Origin of the sequence: Cellulomonas jepli (assembly GCF_047229345.1) — a bacterium.
In the GTDB taxonomy this organism is placed as follows: Bacteria; Actinomycetota; Actinomycetes; order Actinomycetales; family Cellulomonadaceae; genus Cellulomonas_A.
This window is the reverse complement of sequence record NZ_JBFTER010000109.1, coordinates 1-17,237: the sequence shown is the minus strand read 5'-3', so window position 1 is coordinate 17,237 and position 17,237 is coordinate 1. Positions and strand designations below refer to the sequence as shown.

12 protein-coding genes are annotated in these 17,237 nt (G+C 77.1%); 7 read left to right on the top strand and 5 right to left on the bottom strand.

What is annotated here, in order from left to right; genetic code table 11:
- Positions 1–56: 56 nt before the first annotated feature.
- Positions 57–1,616, top strand: a complete 1,560-nt coding sequence (locus tag AB6N24_RS19470) for a DUF4153 domain-containing protein (RefSeq protein ID WP_412871029.1) — start codon at positions 57–59, stop codon at positions 1,614–1,616.
- A 251-nt stretch (positions 1,617–1,867) separates the two neighbouring features.
- Positions 1,868–6,037 carry a S8 family serine peptidase gene (locus AB6N24_RS19465; RefSeq protein WP_412871028.1) on the top strand — a complete coding sequence of 1,390 codons (4,170 nt, stop codon included), beginning with the start codon at positions 1,868–1,870 and terminating at the stop codon, positions 6,035–6,037.
- 51 nt (positions 6,038–6,088) lie between these two features.
- Here AB6N24_RS19465 and AB6N24_RS19460 read toward each other — a convergent pair whose 3' ends face one another.
- Positions 6,089–7,000, bottom strand: coding sequence for an NAD(P)H-binding protein (locus tag AB6N24_RS19460; protein WP_412871027.1), 912 nt, complete (start codon positions 6,998–7,000; stop codon positions 6,089–6,091).
- A gap of 80 nt (positions 7,001–7,080) precedes the next feature.
- Here AB6N24_RS19460 and AB6N24_RS19455 point away from each other — a divergent pair, with 80 nt between their 5' ends.
- A complete protein-coding gene (locus tag AB6N24_RS19455) occupies positions 7,081–8,040 on the top strand; it encodes an AraC family transcriptional regulator (RefSeq protein WP_412871026.1) in 960 nt (319 codons plus the stop codon).
- A gap of 276 nt (positions 8,041–8,316) precedes the next feature.
- Here AB6N24_RS19455 and AB6N24_RS19450 read toward each other — a convergent pair whose 3' ends face one another.
- On the bottom strand, positions 8,317–12,330 hold the full coding sequence (locus AB6N24_RS19450; protein ID WP_412871025.1) for a TM0106 family RecB-like putative nuclease: 4,014 nt from the start codon (positions 12,328–12,330) through the stop codon (positions 8,317–8,319).
- Positions 12,331–12,420: 90 nt separating this feature from the next.
- Here AB6N24_RS19450 and AB6N24_RS19445 point away from each other — a divergent pair, with 90 nt between their 5' ends.
- On the top strand, positions 12,421–12,723 hold the full coding sequence (locus tag AB6N24_RS19445) for a DUF6191 domain-containing protein (RefSeq protein WP_412871024.1): 303 nt from the start codon (positions 12,421–12,423) through the stop codon (positions 12,721–12,723).
- Between the two features lie 124 nt (positions 12,724–12,847).
- On the opposite strand, the gene ligD is transcribed toward AB6N24_RS19445, so the two are convergent.
- Positions 12,848–13,963 carry a non-homologous end-joining DNA ligase gene (gene ligD, locus AB6N24_RS19440; protein ID WP_412871023.1) on the bottom strand — a complete coding sequence of 372 codons (1,116 nt, stop codon included), beginning with the start codon at positions 13,961–13,963 and terminating at the stop codon, positions 12,848–12,850.
- Between the two features lie 261 nt (positions 13,964–14,224).
- Here ligD and AB6N24_RS19435 point away from each other — a divergent pair, with 261 nt between their 5' ends.
- The 3 genes from AB6N24_RS19435 (at position 14,225) to AB6N24_RS19425 (ending at position 15,785) form a co-directional block, all read left to right on the top strand.
- Positions 14,225–14,428, top strand: a complete 204-nt coding sequence (locus AB6N24_RS19435) for a DUF1918 domain-containing protein (protein WP_258724364.1) — start codon at positions 14,225–14,227, stop codon at positions 14,426–14,428.
- A 98-nt stretch (positions 14,429–14,526) separates the two neighbouring features.
- Positions 14,527–15,432: a hypothetical protein gene (locus AB6N24_RS19430; protein ID WP_412871022.1), complete on the top strand. Its 906-nt coding sequence runs from the start codon at positions 14,527–14,529 to the stop codon at positions 15,430–15,432.
- Positions 15,432–15,785 (top strand): GntR family transcriptional regulator, encoded by a 354-nt coding sequence (locus AB6N24_RS19425; protein ID WP_412871021.1) that lies wholly within the window; start codon positions 15,432–15,434, stop codon positions 15,783–15,785. The genes AB6N24_RS19430 and AB6N24_RS19425 overlap by 1 nt, the downstream gene beginning before the upstream one ends.
- Positions 15,786–15,873: 88 nt before the next feature.
- Here AB6N24_RS19425 and AB6N24_RS19420 read toward each other — a convergent pair whose 3' ends face one another.
- On the bottom strand, positions 15,874–16,587 hold the full coding sequence (locus tag AB6N24_RS19420; protein ID WP_412871020.1) for an alpha/beta fold hydrolase: 714 nt from the start codon (positions 16,585–16,587) through the stop codon (positions 15,874–15,876).
- A gap of 133 nt (positions 16,588–16,720) precedes the next feature.
- Positions 16,721–17,237, bottom strand: a 517-nt coding sequence (locus AB6N24_RS19415; RefSeq protein ID WP_412871019.1) for a helix-turn-helix transcriptional regulator, incomplete at its 5' end; no start/stop codon positions are given.

The following is a 17,237-nucleotide window of genomic DNA, read 5'->3' as shown; positions in this document are numbered from 1 at the left end:
GGCCACGGACGTCACGGGCCCCTACCTCGACAAGGACGGGCGCGACCTGTTCGGCGGTGGCGGCTCGGTCGTGCTCGGCGCGCGGCGCGGTCGCCACCGCCGCCCCACCCACGACGTGGCCCGCACCCACGTACCTGCCGCCCCCGCTGCCGCCGACCCGGTTCACGCTCGCGCGCGACGCCTTCTGGGCCGCGGGCCGGGCGGCACCCGCTCCCGCGCCCACCCTCGCGGCGTGCGCCGGCGTCGGTGCGCTCGGCGGGGTGCTGCTCGTCGGTCACCCGCTCGGGCTCGGGGCGGCGCTCGTCGGGCTCGCGGTCTGGGGGGCGGCGGTGCCGGCGCTCGTGCGCCGCCGGGCGTGGGGCTCGCTCGTGACCGCGGCGCTCGCGGTCGCGCTCGTGGCCATGGTCGCGGTGCGCGACGCGGCCTGGGTCGTCGCGCTGTGCCTGACGGTCGCCGCGGTCGCGGGTGCCGTCGCGGCGACGTCCGCACGGAGCGCTCCGGCGGTCGCGTCGAGCGTGCTGAGCTGGGCCGCCGGGCTGCTGCGCGCGCTGCCGTGGGTCCGGCACGGCGCCGGTGCGCTCGTCGGCACGCGCCGCGCCGAGCTGCTCGTCGCGCTCCGCAGCATCGCGGTCACCGTCGCCCTGCTCGTCGTCTTCGGCGCGCTGTTCGCGAGCGCGGACACCGTCTTCGCGAGCTACCTCCCGCGGTTCGGGGTCGGGCTGCTGCCCGCGCAGCTCGCCGTCGGGGCCGTCGTCGCGCTCGTCGCCGCGACGTTCGCGCACCTCGCGCTCGCGCCGCCCGCGTGGTCCGACCACCGGCTGCCCGAGGGGCGGCCCGCCCGGCGCGGCGAGTGGCTGCTGCCGGTCGTGGCCCTCGGCACCCTCGTGCTCGCGTTCGTGCTGGTCCAGGTCGGTGCGCTCGTCGACGGGCACCGGCACGTGCTCGAGACGCTGGGTCTGACCTACGCCGAGTACGCGCGCCAGGGCTTCGCGCAGCTCGTGGCCGTGACGGCGCTGACCCTCGTCGTCGTGGGTGTCGCCGCCCGGCGGGCGCCGCGCGAGACCGCACAGGACCGGCTCGTCTCGCGGGTCGCGCTCGCGTTCCTGTGCGTCGGGTCGCTCGGGGTCGTCGCGTCGGCGCTGCGGCGCATGGACCTGTACGTCGAGACCTTCGGCCTGACGCGCCTGCGGCTGCTCGTGCTCGTCGGCGAGATCGTGCTCGCGGTGCTCCTCGTGCTCGTCATGGCCGCGGGCGTGCGCTGGCGCGGGACGTGGCTGCCGCGGGCCGCGGTCCAGGTCGTGGCGGTCGCGATGCTCGGGCTCGCGCTCGCGAACCCGGACGCGCTGATCGTGCGGCACAACACCACGGAGGAGGCCCGCGAGCAGCTCGACGTGCTCTACCTGCGAGGGCTGTCGGCGGACGCGGTGCCGGCGCTGGACGCGCTCGACGAGCCGCTGCGCTCGTGCGTGCTCGACGGCCGCCGCGTCGTCGCGCCCGAGGGGATCGGCGACGCCCACCTCGCGCGGGCGCGCGCGGTGGCGGTGCTCGACGCGGGCGCGCCGGTGGGCTCGGACGACGGCTCGGCGTGCACGGGCACCTACCGCGGGGGCCGTTGAGCCGTTCGTGCTGCGGGCCCCGTGACGCGCGGTCCGGCGTCCGGACGGGTGACGGGAGAGGCTGGTCGCGGAAGTCGCTCCCCGCGCGGCCTCCGTGGGCCTATCGTCGTGCCGCTGCCTGCGGGGCGTACCGGGCGGAGGCCCGGCGCCCGCGCTGCGGCGGTGCACGGGGGGCTCACTGTGTGCGGCCTCCCGCCGATGGCTGTCGGAGGGCGCGAGCGCGTCCTGCGGGGAACGAGCTCAGGAGAATCGTGCGTCGTCGCGTCGCCGGCATCACTGCTCTGTGCATCGGGTTCGGGCTGGCTGCGGGGGTGCTGCCGGCAGCCGGGGCACCCGCCGGCGCCGCGCACACCGCGGTCGGGGACCCGACGGGCGGCGAGCGGCCCACGGACCGCGGCGACGTCCCGTCGTTCGACCCTGCGCCGGGCGCCGAGCCGTCCCCCGAGGCCGACCACGTGCTCGTGCGGTTCGTCGACGACGCCACCCCGAGCCAGGAGCGTGCGGCCCTCGGGGCCGTCGGCGTGCGGGGCGCGGACGACGTCGCCGGCACCGGCTTCGTCGAGGTGCCGCTCGGGGACGAGGCGCCCGCGGACGTCCTCGCGCGGCTCGAGGCCGACCCGCTCGTCGCCGAGGTCCAGCTCGACCACGTGCGCTCCGTCGCGGCGTGGACGGACGACCCGCTCGTCGAGTACACGTGGCCGTACCTCGACCTGACCCGGCTGCCGCGCGCGTGGGACCTGAGCACGGGCGCGGGGACGGTCATCGCGGTGCTCGACACCGGCGTCGACGCGTCGCACCCCGACCTGGCCGGCTCCGTCGAGCCGGGCATCGACCTCGTCAACGGCGACAGCGACCCGGCGGACGACCACGGCCACGGCACCATCGTCGCGGGCGCTGCGATGGCGCACGGCGACAACGGCGAGGGCGCGGTCGGGGCCGCGTACGGCGCGCGCCTCCTGCCGGTCAAGGTGCTCGACTCCCGGGGCCGCGGCCCCGACTCGGTCGTCGCGCAGGGCATCGCCTGGGCCGTCGACCACGGCGCCGACGTCCTCAACCTGTCGCTCGGGGGCCCGGACGTGTCGCCCGTGCTGCTCGCCGCGATGCAGGCGGCGGTCGCGCGCGGCGTCGTCGTGGTCGTGGCCGCCGGCAACGACGGCAGCGACGTCGCGCAGTACCCGGCGGCGTACGCGCCGCAGGTGGCCGGGGTGCTCGCCGTCGGCGCGACGGACGACGACGGGGCGCTGACGGACTTCTCGAGCTGGGGCGACTGGGTGTCGATCGCGGCACCCGGGGTGCAGGTCGTCGGGCCCGCGGCGGGTGGCGGCTACGCGCAGGCCGACGGGACCTCGCTCGCGGCACCGTTCGTGAGCGGGACCGCGGCGCTCGTGCTCGCGCGGACCCCGGGCGCCACCCCCGCGGTCGTCGAGGACCGGCTCGTCAGCACCGCGCGCGACGCGGGCCCGCGCGGCGTCGACCCGTTCTACGGGCGAGGCGTGCTGGACGCGGCGGCGGCGGTCGACGGCCCGGCGCGCACGGTGGCGCCGGCGGTGCCGCTGGACCGGGCGCCGCGGGACGCCGACGACGCGGGTGACACCTCCACGAACTCTCAGGTGCTCGAGGTGGGGGCGTGGTCGCACGCGGCCGCGCAGGGGACGCTCGCACCGGAGGGCGACGTCGACTGGTACCGCTACGACGCCGAGGCCGCCGGCTACTACGAGGTGGCCGTCCAGAACTACGTCGGCGCGGACCGGTCGCCTGCGCTCGACCTCGTCCTCGAGGTCCAGGCTCCCGGGGGGAAGGTGCTCCTCGACCTCGACGAGTCAGGGACGAGCGAGCGCGGCATCGTGTCCGTGCCGGACGCGTGGTCCCTCTCCATCGCCGTCCGGAACGCCAACGGCTCGAGCCCGGAGGGGACCTACCGGCTGACGGTCTCGGCGACCCCCCGGCCGGTCTTCCTGCCGTCCGCCCAGCAGGGGCCGGAGGGCGGCGCCGTCGCTGCCGCCGAGCTGACCGGCGACGGGCTCGTCGACTCGGTCCTCGCTGTCCCGGGCGAGAGCTCCGTGCTGCTCTACCCGGGGCGGGGGGATGCCACCCTGGCCCCGGCCGTGCGGGTCGCCGTGGGCGGCACGCTGAGCGGCGCGCAGGTCGCCGTCCTCGACGTCGAGGGCGACGGGCTCACCGACGTCGCCGTGACCACGACGAGCGGCATCCAGGTCCTGCGCCAGGACGCCGGGACCCTCGTCGCCGCAGGGCTCACGCCCGTCGCCGGGGGAGCGCGCGAGATCGAGGCTGCCGACCTGGACGGCGACGGCGACGTCGACCTCGTCGTCGACGCCGGGGCCGGCGCGGACGGCGCCACGCAGGTGTTCCGCAACGACGGGTCCGGCGCGTTCACGGCCGGGGCGTCGCTCGGGACGCTCTGCGCGAGCGTCGCCGTGGGTGACCTCACGCAGGACGGTCGCCCCGACGTGGTGTGCGGCGCTGCCGCGCACCCGCAGCTCGCCGACGGCTCGTTCGGGCCCGGCGCCACGCTCGACGGGCCGTCCGCAGGTCGCGTCGAAATCGGCGACCTGACCGCGGACGGCCTGCCCGACGTCGTGCGCTCCGCCTCGGGCGTGGGCCTGTCCATCGACCCCGCGCTGCCCGGCGGCGGCTTCGGGGAGCGACTCGTCTACGACAACTTCGCGGCTCCCAGCGTCCTCGCCCTCGGCGACGTCGACGGCGACGGGCTGCTCGACGTGGTCGGTTCCAGACCACGGTCCGGCGCGGTCGTCGTGATGTACCAGAGCGCGTCGGGCACGCTCAGCACGCCGACGTCCTCCTCCGTGCCGTACCGGGAGACGCTGTCCGCGCACGGGCTCGCGCTCGCCCACCTCGACGGCGACGGGCTGCTCGACGGCGTCCTCGCGGGAGCGGGCGTCCTGGCGCTGCGGCAGACGCGCCTCGACTGGACCACGGGCCGGGTCGACTGGGTCAACGACGTGGCCCCAGAGCCGCACGCGGCCGGCGTCGTGGTCCGCCCGACCGTCACCGTGCACACGTTCCCGGAGGTCGCGCCGTCCTCCGTGACGGAGCAGACCGTCCGGCTCGTCGACGGGACCACGGGGACCGCCATGGGTGCGACGCGCAGCTACGACACGCGGACGAACGCCGTCTCGCTCACCCCGACCGCCGACCTCGTGCGTGGCCGGCACTACGAGCTCCTCGTCTCGGGGCTCACCAGCACGGCCGGCGTCGTCCAGCCCGGCACGTTCCGCTCCTGGTTCACCGTCGCCGCGGGCGGGGACCGCTTCACGCCGGTGGACCCGCTGCGCGTGCTCGACACGCGGTTCGGCACCGGCGTCGCCGCCGGCGCGCTCGAGCCCGGCAGGCCCGTCTCGCTGCCGCTCGGTCACCTGGTGCCGCCCGACGCGACGGCGGTCGTCCTGAACGTCACCTCGACGATGGCCACCGGTACCGGCAACGTGCGGGTGTACCCGACGCCGGTCGGAGCCGGCGTCCCGCCGCAGGTGTCGAACCTCAACATCGTCCAGGGCGTGGACCAGCCGAACCTCGCCACGGTCGCACTGGGTGCGGCGGGCAGCGTCGACCTCCTGGTCGAGGGCCCCTCGACGCACCTCGTCGCCGACCTCGCGGGGTACTACGCGCCGGGCGCCGCGACGGCGTTCGTCCCGATGTCGCCCGTGCGGGCCCTGGACACGCGTGACGGGTCGGGGGGCGTCCCGGCGGCCCCCGTGCGCGCCGGTCGGTGGGTGGACCTCGTGGTCACCGGGCGCAACGGCGTCCCCGTCGACGCGACCGCGGTGGTGCTCAACGTCACCGCGACGATGGTGGACGCGATGACGCACGTGCGGGTGTACCCCGCGCCGGCGGCGTCGGAGAGCCCGGAGCCGCCGGACATCTCGAACCTGAACCTCCACCCGGGGCGCGACCAGGCGAACCTCGTGACCGTCCGCGTCGGTGACGGCGGGCGGGTCCGCCTCTACACGCACTCGGCGGACCTGCACCTCGTCGCCGACCTCGCGGGGTACTACGCGCCGACGGGGGACCACGGGTTCGTCCCGCTCGCCCCGAAGCGCCTCGCCGACACCCGCACCGGGTTGGGGATCTCCGGCGGGCCGCTCCAGCCCGGGGTGCCCGCCACCCTGACCGTCACCGGCTGGCGCGGCGTGCCGGACGACGCGACCTCGGTGGTCCTCAACGTGACGGGCGTCGCGCCGCAGGGGGGCACGCACGTCCGTGTCTTCCCGACGACGACGCCCGCGACGCTGCCGCAGGTGTCGAACCTCAACCTCGTCGCCGGGCGCGACGAGCCGAACCTGGTGATCGTGCGCCCCGGCACGGGGGGCCGCGTGTCGTTCTACTCGCAGTCGAGCTCGCTCCACCTCGTGGCCGACGTCTCGGGGTACTTCCGCCGCTGACGACGCGGGTGCCGGCAGCCGCCGGCACCCGCGCCGCTCGCCGCGCCCCCGTCAGGCGCCCGGGGCGCCGTCCCACGCTCCTGCCGCCGCGGCGTCGCGCACGTACTCGGCGAAGTCGCGCGGCGGGCGGCCGAGCGCTCGCTCGACGCCGTCGGCGACGCTGCTGTTGCGCCCGTCGAGCACGGTCGTGAAGAGGTACGTCAGCAGCCACACGTCGCCCTCGGGCGCACCCATCGACGTCATGGCTGCCGCGTAGTCCGCGACGGTCACCTCGACGTACCCGATCTCGCGCCCGGTGGCCGCGCCGATCTCCGCGACCGCCTGCGCGAACGTGAGCAGGCGCGGGCCCGTGACCTCGTACAGCTCGCCTGCGTGGCCGTCCTCGGTCAGCGCCGCGACGGCCACGTCCGCGATGTCGTCGACGTCGACGAACGGCTCCGTCACGTCGCCCGCCGGCAGGACGACCTCGCCCGCGAGCACCCCGTCGACGAGGTAGTACTCGCTGAAGTTCTGGTCGAACCACGCCGCCCGGACGACCGTCGCGGGGATGCGGCTCCCGAGCACGAGGCGCTCGCACTCCTCGGCGCCCTCCTCGCCGCGGCCCGAGAGCAGCACGAGCCGGGAGACGCCGGCGGCCTCGGCCCGCGCGACGAACGCACCGATGACGTCGCCGGCGCCGGGGACCGCGAGGTCGGGCACGAAGCACACGTACACGGCGTCGACGCCGGCGAGCGCGGCGTCCCAGGTGGTGGCGTCCTCCCAGTCGAACGCCGGGGTCGCCGAGCGCGAGCCGACGCGCACGGCGACGCCCCGGTCGCGCAGCCGGGCGGTGATGCGGCGGCCGGTCTTGCCGGTGCCGCCGAGGACGAGGACGGTGCCCGGGGCGGGCAGCGTGGTGCGGCCGGGGTCACCGGTCGTGGAGGTCGTCGGGACGGGGGACGGGGAGCTCTGCGTGGTGGTCATGCGACGAGCCAACCGCCTCCGCGTGAGACGGTGAATGGTCCAGAAGCGCAGGAGCATGTCCCAGCGTCTAGTGTGGGCGCATGGACCCGATCTCCGGCCTGCTCGACTCGCCGCGAGCGCTCGGCGCGTTCCTGCTCCGCGGCGTCATGGCCCCGCCGTGGTCGATCCGCGTGCACGACCGCGCGCCGATCACCGTCGTCGCGCTCCTGCGCGGCTCCGCGTGGGTCCTGCCCGCCTCCGGAGCACCCGAGGCGCTCGGCCCCGGCGACGTCGCGATCCTGCGCGGCCCGGACCCGTACACTCTCGCGGACCAGCCCGGGACTCCCCCGAGCGTCCTCGTCCACCCGGACCAGAGCTGCACGACGCTCGACGGCCGCAGCCTCGTGCTCTCGATGCAGCTCGGCGTGCGCACGTGGGGCAACGACCTCGACGGCCCCGACCTCATGCTCATCGGCACCTACCCCGAGCACAGCGTCGTCGGTGCGCGCCTCCTGCGGGCCCTGCCCCCGCTCGTCGTCGTGCGGCGCGGCGAGGGCGCGACGGCTGTCGTCGACGCGCTCGCGGCCGAGATCGGGCGCGACGCACCGGGTCAGGCCGTCGTGCTGGACCGGCTCCTCGACCTCGTGCTCGTCGCCGCCGTGCGGGCGTGGTGCGCGCGCCCCGGGGCCGACGCCCCCGCGTGGTTCCGCGCGCACGGCGACCCGGTCGTGGGCCGGGCGCTGCGGCTCGTGCACGACCGGCCCGACGAGCCGTGGACCGTCGCCGGCCTCGCCGCCGAGGTCGGGGTCTCCCGCGCGGCGTTCGCCCGCCGGTTCACCGAGCTCGTCGGCGAGCCGCCCATGACCTACCTCGCGGGCTGGCGCATGGCGCTCGCGGCCGACGCGCTGCGCAGCACCGACGCGACCCTCGCGGCGGTCGCCCGCCAGGTGGGGTACGGCGGCGCGTTCGCGCTCAGCGCCGCGTTCCGGCGTGCGCACGGCGTGAGCCCGCAGGAGTACCGGGTGCGGCAGCGTCAGGGAGACGCGGTGCGGGTGTCCTGACGCCGGGTGCGCCCTCGGCGGTCGCGTCCGGGTCGGCCGCCCGCACCCGCGCCGGCCACGGGGCCGGTGTCGTGGACGTCGAGGGTCCGGCCGACGTCGAGGCGCACGTCGTGCCGGGTGCCGGTCGGGGGCATCCCGGCTCAGCCCTTGCTGAGCAGCACGCCGCTGCGGACCTCGGTGCCGCCCATGACCGCCGTGAGGCTGCCGCCCCGGAACGCGCGCCCACGGTCAGGATCGCCGCGGGGCCGACCCAGGCCCGGGGCAGCGGGCGACGGTTCACGTCGCCACGCTGGCGCCGCGGCGGTGCGCCCCGGCAGGGTTCGGGACCGGTTCGCAGAGCCCGACGAACGCCCCGAGCTGCGCGAGCGCCTCCGGGGTGGCCGGGAGGTGGTCGGTGAGCCCGTCCGAGCGCACGACGTACGCGCACCACTGCGCGCGGGACACGGCCACGTTGACCCGGTTCCGGTCCAGCAGGAACTCGATGCCGCGCGGGACGTCCTCCGCCGACGACGCGGCGGTCGTCAGCACCGCGACCGGTGCCTCCTGGCCCTGGAACCGGTCGACGGTGCCGACGCGCGTGCCGGTGAGCCCCGCGGCGTCGAGCGCACGCCGGACCGTCCACACCTGCGCGTTGAACGGCGCGACGACCACGACGTCCCGGTCCTCGAGCGGGCGGTCCACCGCGGCGCCCGGCGCGTGCGCGGACGGGTCGCGCCACCGGCGCCCGACGAGGTCACGGACGAGCGCGACGACGGCGGCGGCCTCCTCGACCGACGCCACGGCGTTGCCCTCGTGCTCGACGACGACGCGGTGCACGCCCGGCCCGACGCCGTCGAGCGAGCGCTCGCCGGCGGCCGGGACGCTCGTGAGCCGGCCCTCGTACGACAGCCGGGACACCGCCGCGCACAGCGCCGGGTGCAGGCGCCAGGTCTCCGCGAGGAAGTACCCGAGGTGCGGCGGGAGCGTGTCGTGCCCGTCGGTCAGCCAGCCGAGCGCCGAGCGGTCGACGGGCTCGGGGTGCACGCCCTGGCTGACCTGCGGGAGCTGCTGCGGGTCGCCGAGCAGCAGCAGCCGCCGCGCCGCGACCGAGCACGCGACGGTGTCCGCGAGCGAGAGCTGCCCGGCCTCGTCGACGACGAGCAGGTCGAGCGAGCCGCGGGGGACCCGGCCGGGGTGCGTGAGGTCCCACGCGGTGCCGCCGACGACCGCGCCGGGTCCCGTGCGCGGGCCGGGGGTGGTCGCACCGACGCCGGACGGAGCCGCTGACCCGGCGTCGCCCGGGTCCCCGAGGAGCGCGGCGAACTGCGCGTCGGTGCGCAGGTGGCGCCAGGGCGCGGCGGGGTCCGTCGCCTCGGACGGCTTCTTGCCGATGCGGTCGGGGTCGACGCCCGCACCGACGAGCGCACGCAGCAGGTTCTCGACCACCGCGTGCGACTGCGCGACGACGCCCACGCGCCACCCGCGGGCGACGAGCGCCGCGACCACCCGGGCGCCGGTGTACGTCTTGCCGGTGCCCGGCGGGCCCTGCACGGCGAGGTAGGAGTCGTCGAGGTCCAGCAGCGCCGCGGAGATCGCCTCGACGTAGCCGGGTGTGCCGTCGGGGGCGCGACCCACGCCCGGCAGCGGTGAGCCGCTGCGCGTCCGCGGGGGCACGCGCCGGAGGAGGTCGAGCGCGGGGCCGTGCGGGACGCCGGGCAGGTGGGCCGCGACGTCCTCGGCGAGCGCCCGGACCGCGGCGGTGATCGACGCCGTGCCCGGCGGCGCGCACGGGCCGAGGGCCATCGGCAGCGCGTCGTGCTCCGCGGCGCCGGTCGGGAGGGCGTCCTCGACGAGCACGACGTCGCGGTCGGGGGCACGGTCGGGGGCACGGACGACTGCCGGGCCGCCGGGGCGGGCGGGTGCCGGTCCCGCGGCGCGGACAGTGCCGCGGGCGGGTGCTCCGAGCGTGGCCGGCCCCGGTGAGCCGCCCGCGTCCGGGACGGCGTCCGGCGCGGTGAGCCCCGGGTCGACGCCCGCGGGCAGCGTCGCCTCCGTCCCGACGGCCCGCACGGTCACCCGCTCCGTCCAGCCGCGCAGGCCGCCCTCGCTGCGCTTCGCCGCCGACGGGAGCGGCGGGTCGTAGAGCGCGAAGGCCTTGGCCCCGCGGCGCAGGTCGCTGCCCGGCTCGAGCCGGCCGACGAGGCGCAGCACCCGGCGCGCGGTGCGGGCCCGGGGCGGGACCGACCAGCCCTCGACGACCTCGACCTCGTCGGCGACGAACGTGCTGCGCCGCTCGGTCCACTCGTCGGGCGCGGCGCTCAGCCGGTCGAAGTGCGCCCACCAGAACGGCTTGTCCTCGCGCCAGTGGTACCCGAGAGCCGCCGCGAGGAGCGCGACGGCCTGCTGGTCGGCGGTGCGGGGGTGCCCGGCGGGCCGCCCGGTGCCCGTCCTCCCGGACCGGTCCGGCTCGGCGTCGACGGGTGGCTGCGCGCCGGCGGGGGCGTCGGCGTACGCGAGCAGGGTCGTGACGAGCGGGTCGCGCTCGGGGGCCTCGTCGTCGACCCCGTCGAGCGGCTCGGCGTCGAGCGGTGGGCGGGGGTGCACGCCGTGCTCCGCCGCCCGGGCGAGCAGCCAGTCGCGCAGGCCGAGCGTCGAGACGCAGTCGTCGCGGTTGTACGCCGCGATCTGGTCGAGGCGGCGCTGCGCCTCGTCGAGCGCCCCGACGGCCCGGAGCGTGCACGCCGCGGCGTACTCGGCGATCGAGTCGCCCGCGGTCGTCACGCCCGCCTCGTCGCGCACGGCGTCGCGGTACAGCGGCTCGAGCTTCTTGATCGAGTACGACCGGGCGCCCGTGCGCAGGCTCGCGCGCACGGTCGCGTAGAGGTCGACGAGGACGCCGTCCCGCAGCAGGTCGTCCACGACCTCCTCCCCGACGCCGTGCCGGCCCGCGAGGCGCAGCAGCGCCGACTTCTCGTACGCCGCGTAGTGGTAGACGTGCAGGTGCGGGTGGCGGCGTCGGCGCTCGGCGAGATGGTCGAGGAAGTCGAGCAGCGCCTGCTTCTCCGCCGCGCGGTCGTGCGCCCAGAACGCGCGGAAGACGGGCTCGTCGCCGGGACGCGCCGGGGCCTCCACCACGCCGAACAGGTACTCCAGGCCCCACTCGCCGGAGTGGCCGTCGACCCACAGCGGGTCGCCCTCGAAGTCGAAGAACAGGTCCCCGGGGTCCGGCGCGGGCAGCAGGCCGACGACCTCGGGGGCGAACAGGTCGAAGACCAGGGGCGGCGAGCCGGGCGCGCGGTCCTCGCCGGGAGGCGGCGACTGCCGCACCTGGAGCCGGGCCTGGGCGCGCAGGGCGTCGAGCGTCGCCGCCCCGACGCCGGGCACCGGGCCGGTGCCGGCGGCGAGCTCGTCGACCGTGCGCACCCCGACGTCGTGCAGCCGCGTGCGCTGCGTGGTGCGCAGGCCCGCGACGAGGAGCACGTCCCGCGTCCGCTCGACCTCGGCCGCGCACACGTCGCAGCGCCCGCACGCGCGCACACCGGGTGCGCCCCACACCGCAGGCCCAGGCTGCGCGAGGTGCGCGGCGACGAGCCGCTCGAGGCGGGCGCGGCGCTCGCGGTACACGGGCGCGAGCTCGTCGAGCCGGTGGCTGGTGACCGTGCGGTCGCCGAGCACGAGGTGCACGTGCGGCGACACCGGCACCCCTGCACCTGCCAGCAGGTCGCCGTACGCGGCGAGCTGCAGCAGCGCCGTCGTGCGCGCGTGCCGTGCGAGCTTGGCGTCCACCACCGTGTACCGGGTGGTGGACCCGGGACCGTGACGGGGCGCGTCGGCACCGGACGCGACGGCACGCGGCTCGACGGCCCCGGTCGTGGACCCGGCGCGCCCCGACCTGTCCCGGTCCTCGCGGACCACGAAGTCCGCCCAGCCGCTCAGCCCGCCGTCGAACAGCCCGGCCTGGTGCACGACGTCCGCGCCGCCGTGCAGCAGGGCCAGCGTCTCGGCGTGCTTGTCCTCGAGCACCCGCCGGTCGCGCGACCACACGAACGCCGGTCGCTCGACGACCGCGACACCGCGGCCGGTCGCGGGGTCGAACGCCCCGTGCTGCTCGCGGTACCGCGCCAGCACCTGCTGCTCGTGCGCGTCACCCAGCTGCGACGTGCGCACGTCGAGGGCGGCGGGCCGGCTCGCGACCGCCTCCGCCCGGCCCAGCTGCACGTCGAGGCGTCGCAGGACCGCGAGCTCGCACGTCGCGGAGACGGCCAGGTCGCTCGGGCTGAGCACGGGCGCGCCGTCGTCGAGCAGGAACATGCCCCGACGCTAACGAGTGTCGTGCCGTCGCGGGCGTCGGCGCCCGCGCCCGGCCGTACCGCGTCATGCACACCGCCGTACGCTCGGGTGATGGGCAGCGGGTGGGGCGTTCTCGTGGCGGTCGTCGTGCTGGTCGCGGTCGTCGCCGTGCTGCTCGAGCGCCTGAGCGCCCGCGGTCTGCGCGGAGCGCGCGGCTCGGTGAGCGACGGCGTCGGCGCCGGGATGCTCGGCGAGCTCGTCGACGTGTTCCAGCCGAGCCGGACCCACCTCACCCAGGAGCGCGAGCGCCAGCGGACCGCGATCGCGCAGCGTCCGTCGGAGGCGCCCCCGTTCGACGTCGACCTCGACGCGGGCGTCGTGCGGATCACGCGGCCCCCGGCGTCCGAGGCCTGACCCGTCGAGGCCGCGCACCGTCGAGGACCGATCCGCCGGGGCGTCGCGCCGTGCCGGCCCGACCCGGTGCGGGGCGCGGCGGAGGACCGACCAGGCCAGGCCGGGCCGTGCCCGGGTGCCCGGGTCAGTCCGCGGCGGGCGCGTCCGGCTCCGCGGCGGCCGCGGGGCGGTCCCGGTCACGGCTCGGCTGCACGCGCTTGGGCTCCCCGGGCATCTTGGGGTACTCGGGCGGGTAGGGCAGGTCGCCGAGCCCATGGTCGCGCTCGTCCTTGTCCGCCAGGTCGAGCAGCGGACGGATCGAGCACCCGTCGTCGGGCAGCCCGCTGCGGTCCGGGCCGAGGGGCGCGAACAGGTCGCCGACCTCCGCGAACCGCCCGGGCATCGACAGCACGTCGAAGTCGTCGGGGTGCACCTCGGGGACCTCGTCCCAGCGCAGCGGCGCGGACACCGTCGCGCGCGGGTTCGCGCGGATCGAGTACGCCGAGGCGATCGTGCGGTCGCGGGCCATCTGGTTGTAGTCGACGAAGATCTTGGACCCGCGCTCCTCCTTCCACCACTTCGTGGTGACCTGCTCGGGGAGCCGCCGCTCGAGCTCGCGGCCGACGGCGATCGTCGCGCGCCGCGCCTGCGTGAAGGTCCAGTGCGCCTGGATCGGCACGAACACGTGCAGGCCGCGCCCGCCCGACGTCTTCGGGAACCCCTGCAGGCCGTGCTCCTCGAGGATCGCCCGGAGCTCGGGGACCACGCGCGCGGCGTCCGCGTAGTCGGTGCCCGGCTGCGGGTCGAGGTCGATGCGGAGCTGGTCGGGGGCGTCGACGTCGGCGCGCAGGACCGGCCACGGGTGGAACGTCAGGGTTCCCATGTTGGCGGCCCAGGCCACCACCGCGAGCTCGGTCGGGCAGACCTCGTCGGCCGTGCGGCCGCTCGGGAACGCGATGGTGCACGTCTCGACGTAGTCGGGTGCACCCTGCGGGACGCGCTTCTGGAAGAAGGCGTCGCCGGTCGAGTCGGTGCGCGTCGAGAGCCGCGCCCCCTCGAACACGCCCTTGGGCCACCGCTCGAGCGTCGTCGGGCGCTCGCGCAGCGCGCCGAGGATCCCGCCGCCGACGGCCACGAAGTACTGCACGACGTCGAGCTTGGTCAGCCCCCGCTCGGGGAAGACGAGCCGGTCCGGGCTGGTGACCCGCACCGTCCGGCCCTCGACCTCGAGCTCGACCGCGGGTGTCTTCGACGGCGCCATGCGCCTCACCGTAGACGCGGGCGCCCACGGGCGCACCGGTTCCCGGCCGCCCGCACGTGCACGCGGTGGGGGCCCGACCTGCACGGTCGCGCCGCGTGGCGGAGGCCGCGCGCGGGTGCGGCCCTGAGCGGGCGCGACCGCGCCGCCGGTTCGGCCCCACGTCGTCCCGCAGGGGAAGCCCGCCAGGCGCCCGGCGAGGTTCCGCGGTCGACGCCGCGCGCGCATGATGGGAGGGCACCCGCTCGTGAGAGGAGACGTGCCATGAGAGCGGCCGTAGGGGACCTGATCGTGAGCCGGCCGACGGTCGTCGGCGGCCACGTGCGCGAGGGCGTGGTCGTCGAGCTGCGCCACCCGGACGGGCAGCCGCCGTTCGTCGTCGAGTGGTCGGACACGGGGGAGCGCACGCTGGTGTTCCCCGGTCCGGACACCAAGGTCGAGCGGCACGCGGACGGGTCGACCTCCTGACCTTGTCTGTCGCAGGTTTGTACCGCTAGAGTGAGACAAACGCGGTACAGATGCGAAGTGGCGCCGTCCGGCCGCCTCGCGCGGCGAAGGGTCGGCCCATGCAGTCCACGCTCGTGCTCGCGACGCTCACCTCGGTGTGCGCGCTCGCCCTCCTGGTGCACAGCCTCGTCCCCCGGTTCACCCGGGCGGCCGTCCGCCGCACCGCGCTCCAGGTCGACCTGCCGCTCGACGACGTGACCGAGCCCGTCGTCGTCGCGCGCGTCCGCCGTCGCGAGCGGTGGGCCGGGACCGGCGCGCTGCTCGGCGGGCTGCTGCCGCTCCTGCTGCTGCCGGGGGACGACGGCGCCGCGCTGCTCGGCTCTGCGGGCGGCGACCTGCGCGGGTACGCGGTGCTCCTCGGGTTCTTCGCCGGCACCGCCGCGGGCCTGGGCCTGCTCGCCTGGCGCGAGACGACGCGCGCGGTCGACGACCGCGGCCCCCGGGTCGCGCGGGCGAGCGTCCCGGTCGTCGAGGACTACGTCGCACCGCACGAGCGGCGCGGCGCGTGGGCGCTCGCCGGCGTCTCGGTCGCCGTCACCGCCGCGGCGGCGCTGCGCGAGGGTCCCGGCCTGCCGGGCCCACTCGTCGCGCTCGGCGTCGGCGTCCCCGTCGCGGCCGTCGTCGCGACCGAGCTGCTGCTGGGGCGCCTCGTGCGGGCCCGCCAGACCGCGTCGACCCCGCTCGCGCTCGCGTGGGACGACGTGCTGCGCGCCCGGACCGCGCGCGACCTCGTCACCGTGCCGCTCACCGCGGCCGCGTACCTCCTGCTCGTGATCGCCTCGCGCGCGGAGCAGGTCGGCAGCGTCCAGGACGGGCTCTCGCTCGTCCTGCTCGTGGGGCTGGCGGTCACGGCCGGCGTGAGCGTGCTGCTCGACCCGCGCGGGCACGTGCGCCGACGCCTGTGGCCGCAGCCGCCCGTGCCGTCGGTCCTCGCCGTGCGGCCCGGTGCCGCCGGGGCGCACTGATGCTCGTCGTCGACCCTGCGTCGCACGTGCCGCCCTACGAGCAGGTGCGCAGCCAGCTCGAGGCGCAGGCCGTCAGCGGTGAGCTGCCACCCGGTCACCGGCTGCCGACCGTGCGCCGGCTCGCCGACGACCTGGGCCTCGCCGTGAACACCGTCGCACGCGCCTACCGCGAGCTCGAGCAGGCCGGGGTCGTCGAGACGCGCGGTCGGCTCGGCACGTTCGTGGCGGTGCGCGGCGCGGACCGCGAGCGCGAGGCGTCCCTCGCGGCGCGCGAGTACGTGCGGCGGACGCGCGAGCTGGGGTTCTCGGTCGAGGATCTCGTGCGCGTCGTCCGCCGGGAGGCGGAGGCCTGACGTCCGACGCCGTGCGGCTCCGAGGTGCGCGGGACGACCGGGCGGGCGAGGTGGTGCGGACCGCACGGCGGCGGCAGGCGGTGGCGGGTCAGGCGACCGACGCGAGGCGTGCGACGACGGCCGGCTCGGGCAGCCGCAGCTCGTGCATCGCCGCGAGCAGCACCCGGTTGAACGCCGCAGGGGCGTGGCTGTTGACGTCGTGCCCGGCGCGCGGCACGACGGTGAGCCGGGTGCCGGGGCGGGCGCTGACGTAGCGGCGCTCGTCGAGGCGCAGCGGGTCGCGGCGCCCGTTCACGAGCCAGACGGGCACGTGCACGCGTCGCAGGTCCGAGAGTGGCGAGTACCCGCGCACCGCCGCGAGCATGTCGGTCACGACGTGCCACGTGCCGCCGCCGATCCGCAGCGCTCCGGTCACGTGGTGCGCGAGCCGGCGGTAGGCGCCGAGCGGCTTGCCGCGCAGCTCGGTCGAGCACCCCGCGAGCAGCACGCCGGCGAGCTTGTGCGGGTGGCGGGCCGCGTACGCGAGCGACATGTACCCGCCGAGCGAGAGGCCCACGAGCAGCGGCGGGACGTCGCACGACGCGACGGCGTCGTCGATCGTCGTGAGCGCGCCCGACAGCGTGAACCGCTCGTGCGCGCGCCGGCCGTGGCCGGGCAGGTCGACGGCGATCGTGCGGTGGCCGTTGCGGGTCAGCGCGCTGACCTGGTGCGTCCAGATCGCGGACGACGTGCGGACACCGTGGACGAGGACGACGGGACGCGTGATGGGGGGCTCTTCTCGAGGAGGCGCGCTGCGGTGCACGGGGAAAGTGGGCCGATCTCCACGGTAACCCGGGGCGTCCGTGAACGGGGGGTGAACTGCCTCACGCCCCGCCCGACGCCCCGCCTCACGACCCGCCTCACGACCCGCCTCACGACCCGCCTCACGACCCGCCTCACGACCCGTCGAGCAGCCCCCGCCGGTGCGCCAGGGTCGCGGCCTCGGTCCGCCCCGACGCGCCGAGCTTCGCGAGCAGGTTCGACACGTGCACGCTCACGGTCTTGGCGCTGATGAACAGCTCCTCGCCGATCTGCCGGTTGGACAGCCCGCGCGCCACGAGCCGCAGCACCTCGGCCTCGCGCGCGGTCAGCACGTCGACCCCCGCCGGGCGCACCCCGGGCAGGTCGAGCCGGCCGCGGCGCGCGAGGTCGCGCACGGCGCCGGCGAGCGGTCGGGCGCCGATCGTCTCCGCCTCCTCGTGGGCGACCCGCGCGTGCTCGGTCGCCGCCGCACGGTCGCCCGCGTCGAGCAGCGCCGCGGCCCAGCGCCACTCGCAGCGGGCCACCTCGTAGCGGTACCCGTAGGCGTAGGCGTCGCGCGCGGCCCGCCAGAGCTCGGGGTCGTCGGCGCCGACCAGCCGCGCGTGCTCGGCGCGGGCGCGCGCGAGCCACGCCCGTCCCTCGGGCCCCAGC

Excerpts from the sequence above, each read along its gene's own strand:
- AB6N24_RS19460 (WP_412871027.1), bottom strand. The coding sequence starts at position 7,000 with ATGACCACCACGCAGAGCTCCCCGTCCCCCGTCCCGACGACCTCCACG.
- AB6N24_RS19435 (WP_258724364.1), top strand. The coding sequence starts at position 14,225 with ATGAGAGCGGCCGTAGGGGACCTGATCGTGAGCCGGCCGACGGTCGTC.
- AB6N24_RS19455 (WP_412871026.1), top strand. The coding sequence starts at position 7,081 with ATGGACCCGATCTCCGGCCTGCTCGACTCGCCGCGAGCGCTCGGCGCG.
- AB6N24_RS19425 (WP_412871021.1), top strand. The coding sequence starts at position 15,432 with ATGCTCGTCGTCGACCCTGCGTCGCACGTGCCGCCCTACGAGCAGGTG.
- AB6N24_RS19445 (WP_412871024.1), top strand. The coding sequence starts at position 12,421 with ATGGGCAGCGGGTGGGGCGTTCTCGTGGCGGTCGTCGTGCTGGTCGCG.
- AB6N24_RS19430 (WP_412871022.1), top strand. The coding sequence starts at position 14,527 with ATGCAGTCCACGCTCGTGCTCGCGACGCTCACCTCGGTGTGCGCGCTC.
- ligD (WP_412871023.1), bottom strand. The coding sequence starts at position 13,963 with ATGGCGCCGTCGAAGACACCCGCGGTCGAGCTCGAGGTCGAGGGCCGG.
- AB6N24_RS19450 (WP_412871025.1), bottom strand. The coding sequence starts at position 12,330 with ATGTTCCTGCTCGACGACGGCGCGCCCGTGCTCAGCCCGAGCGACCTG.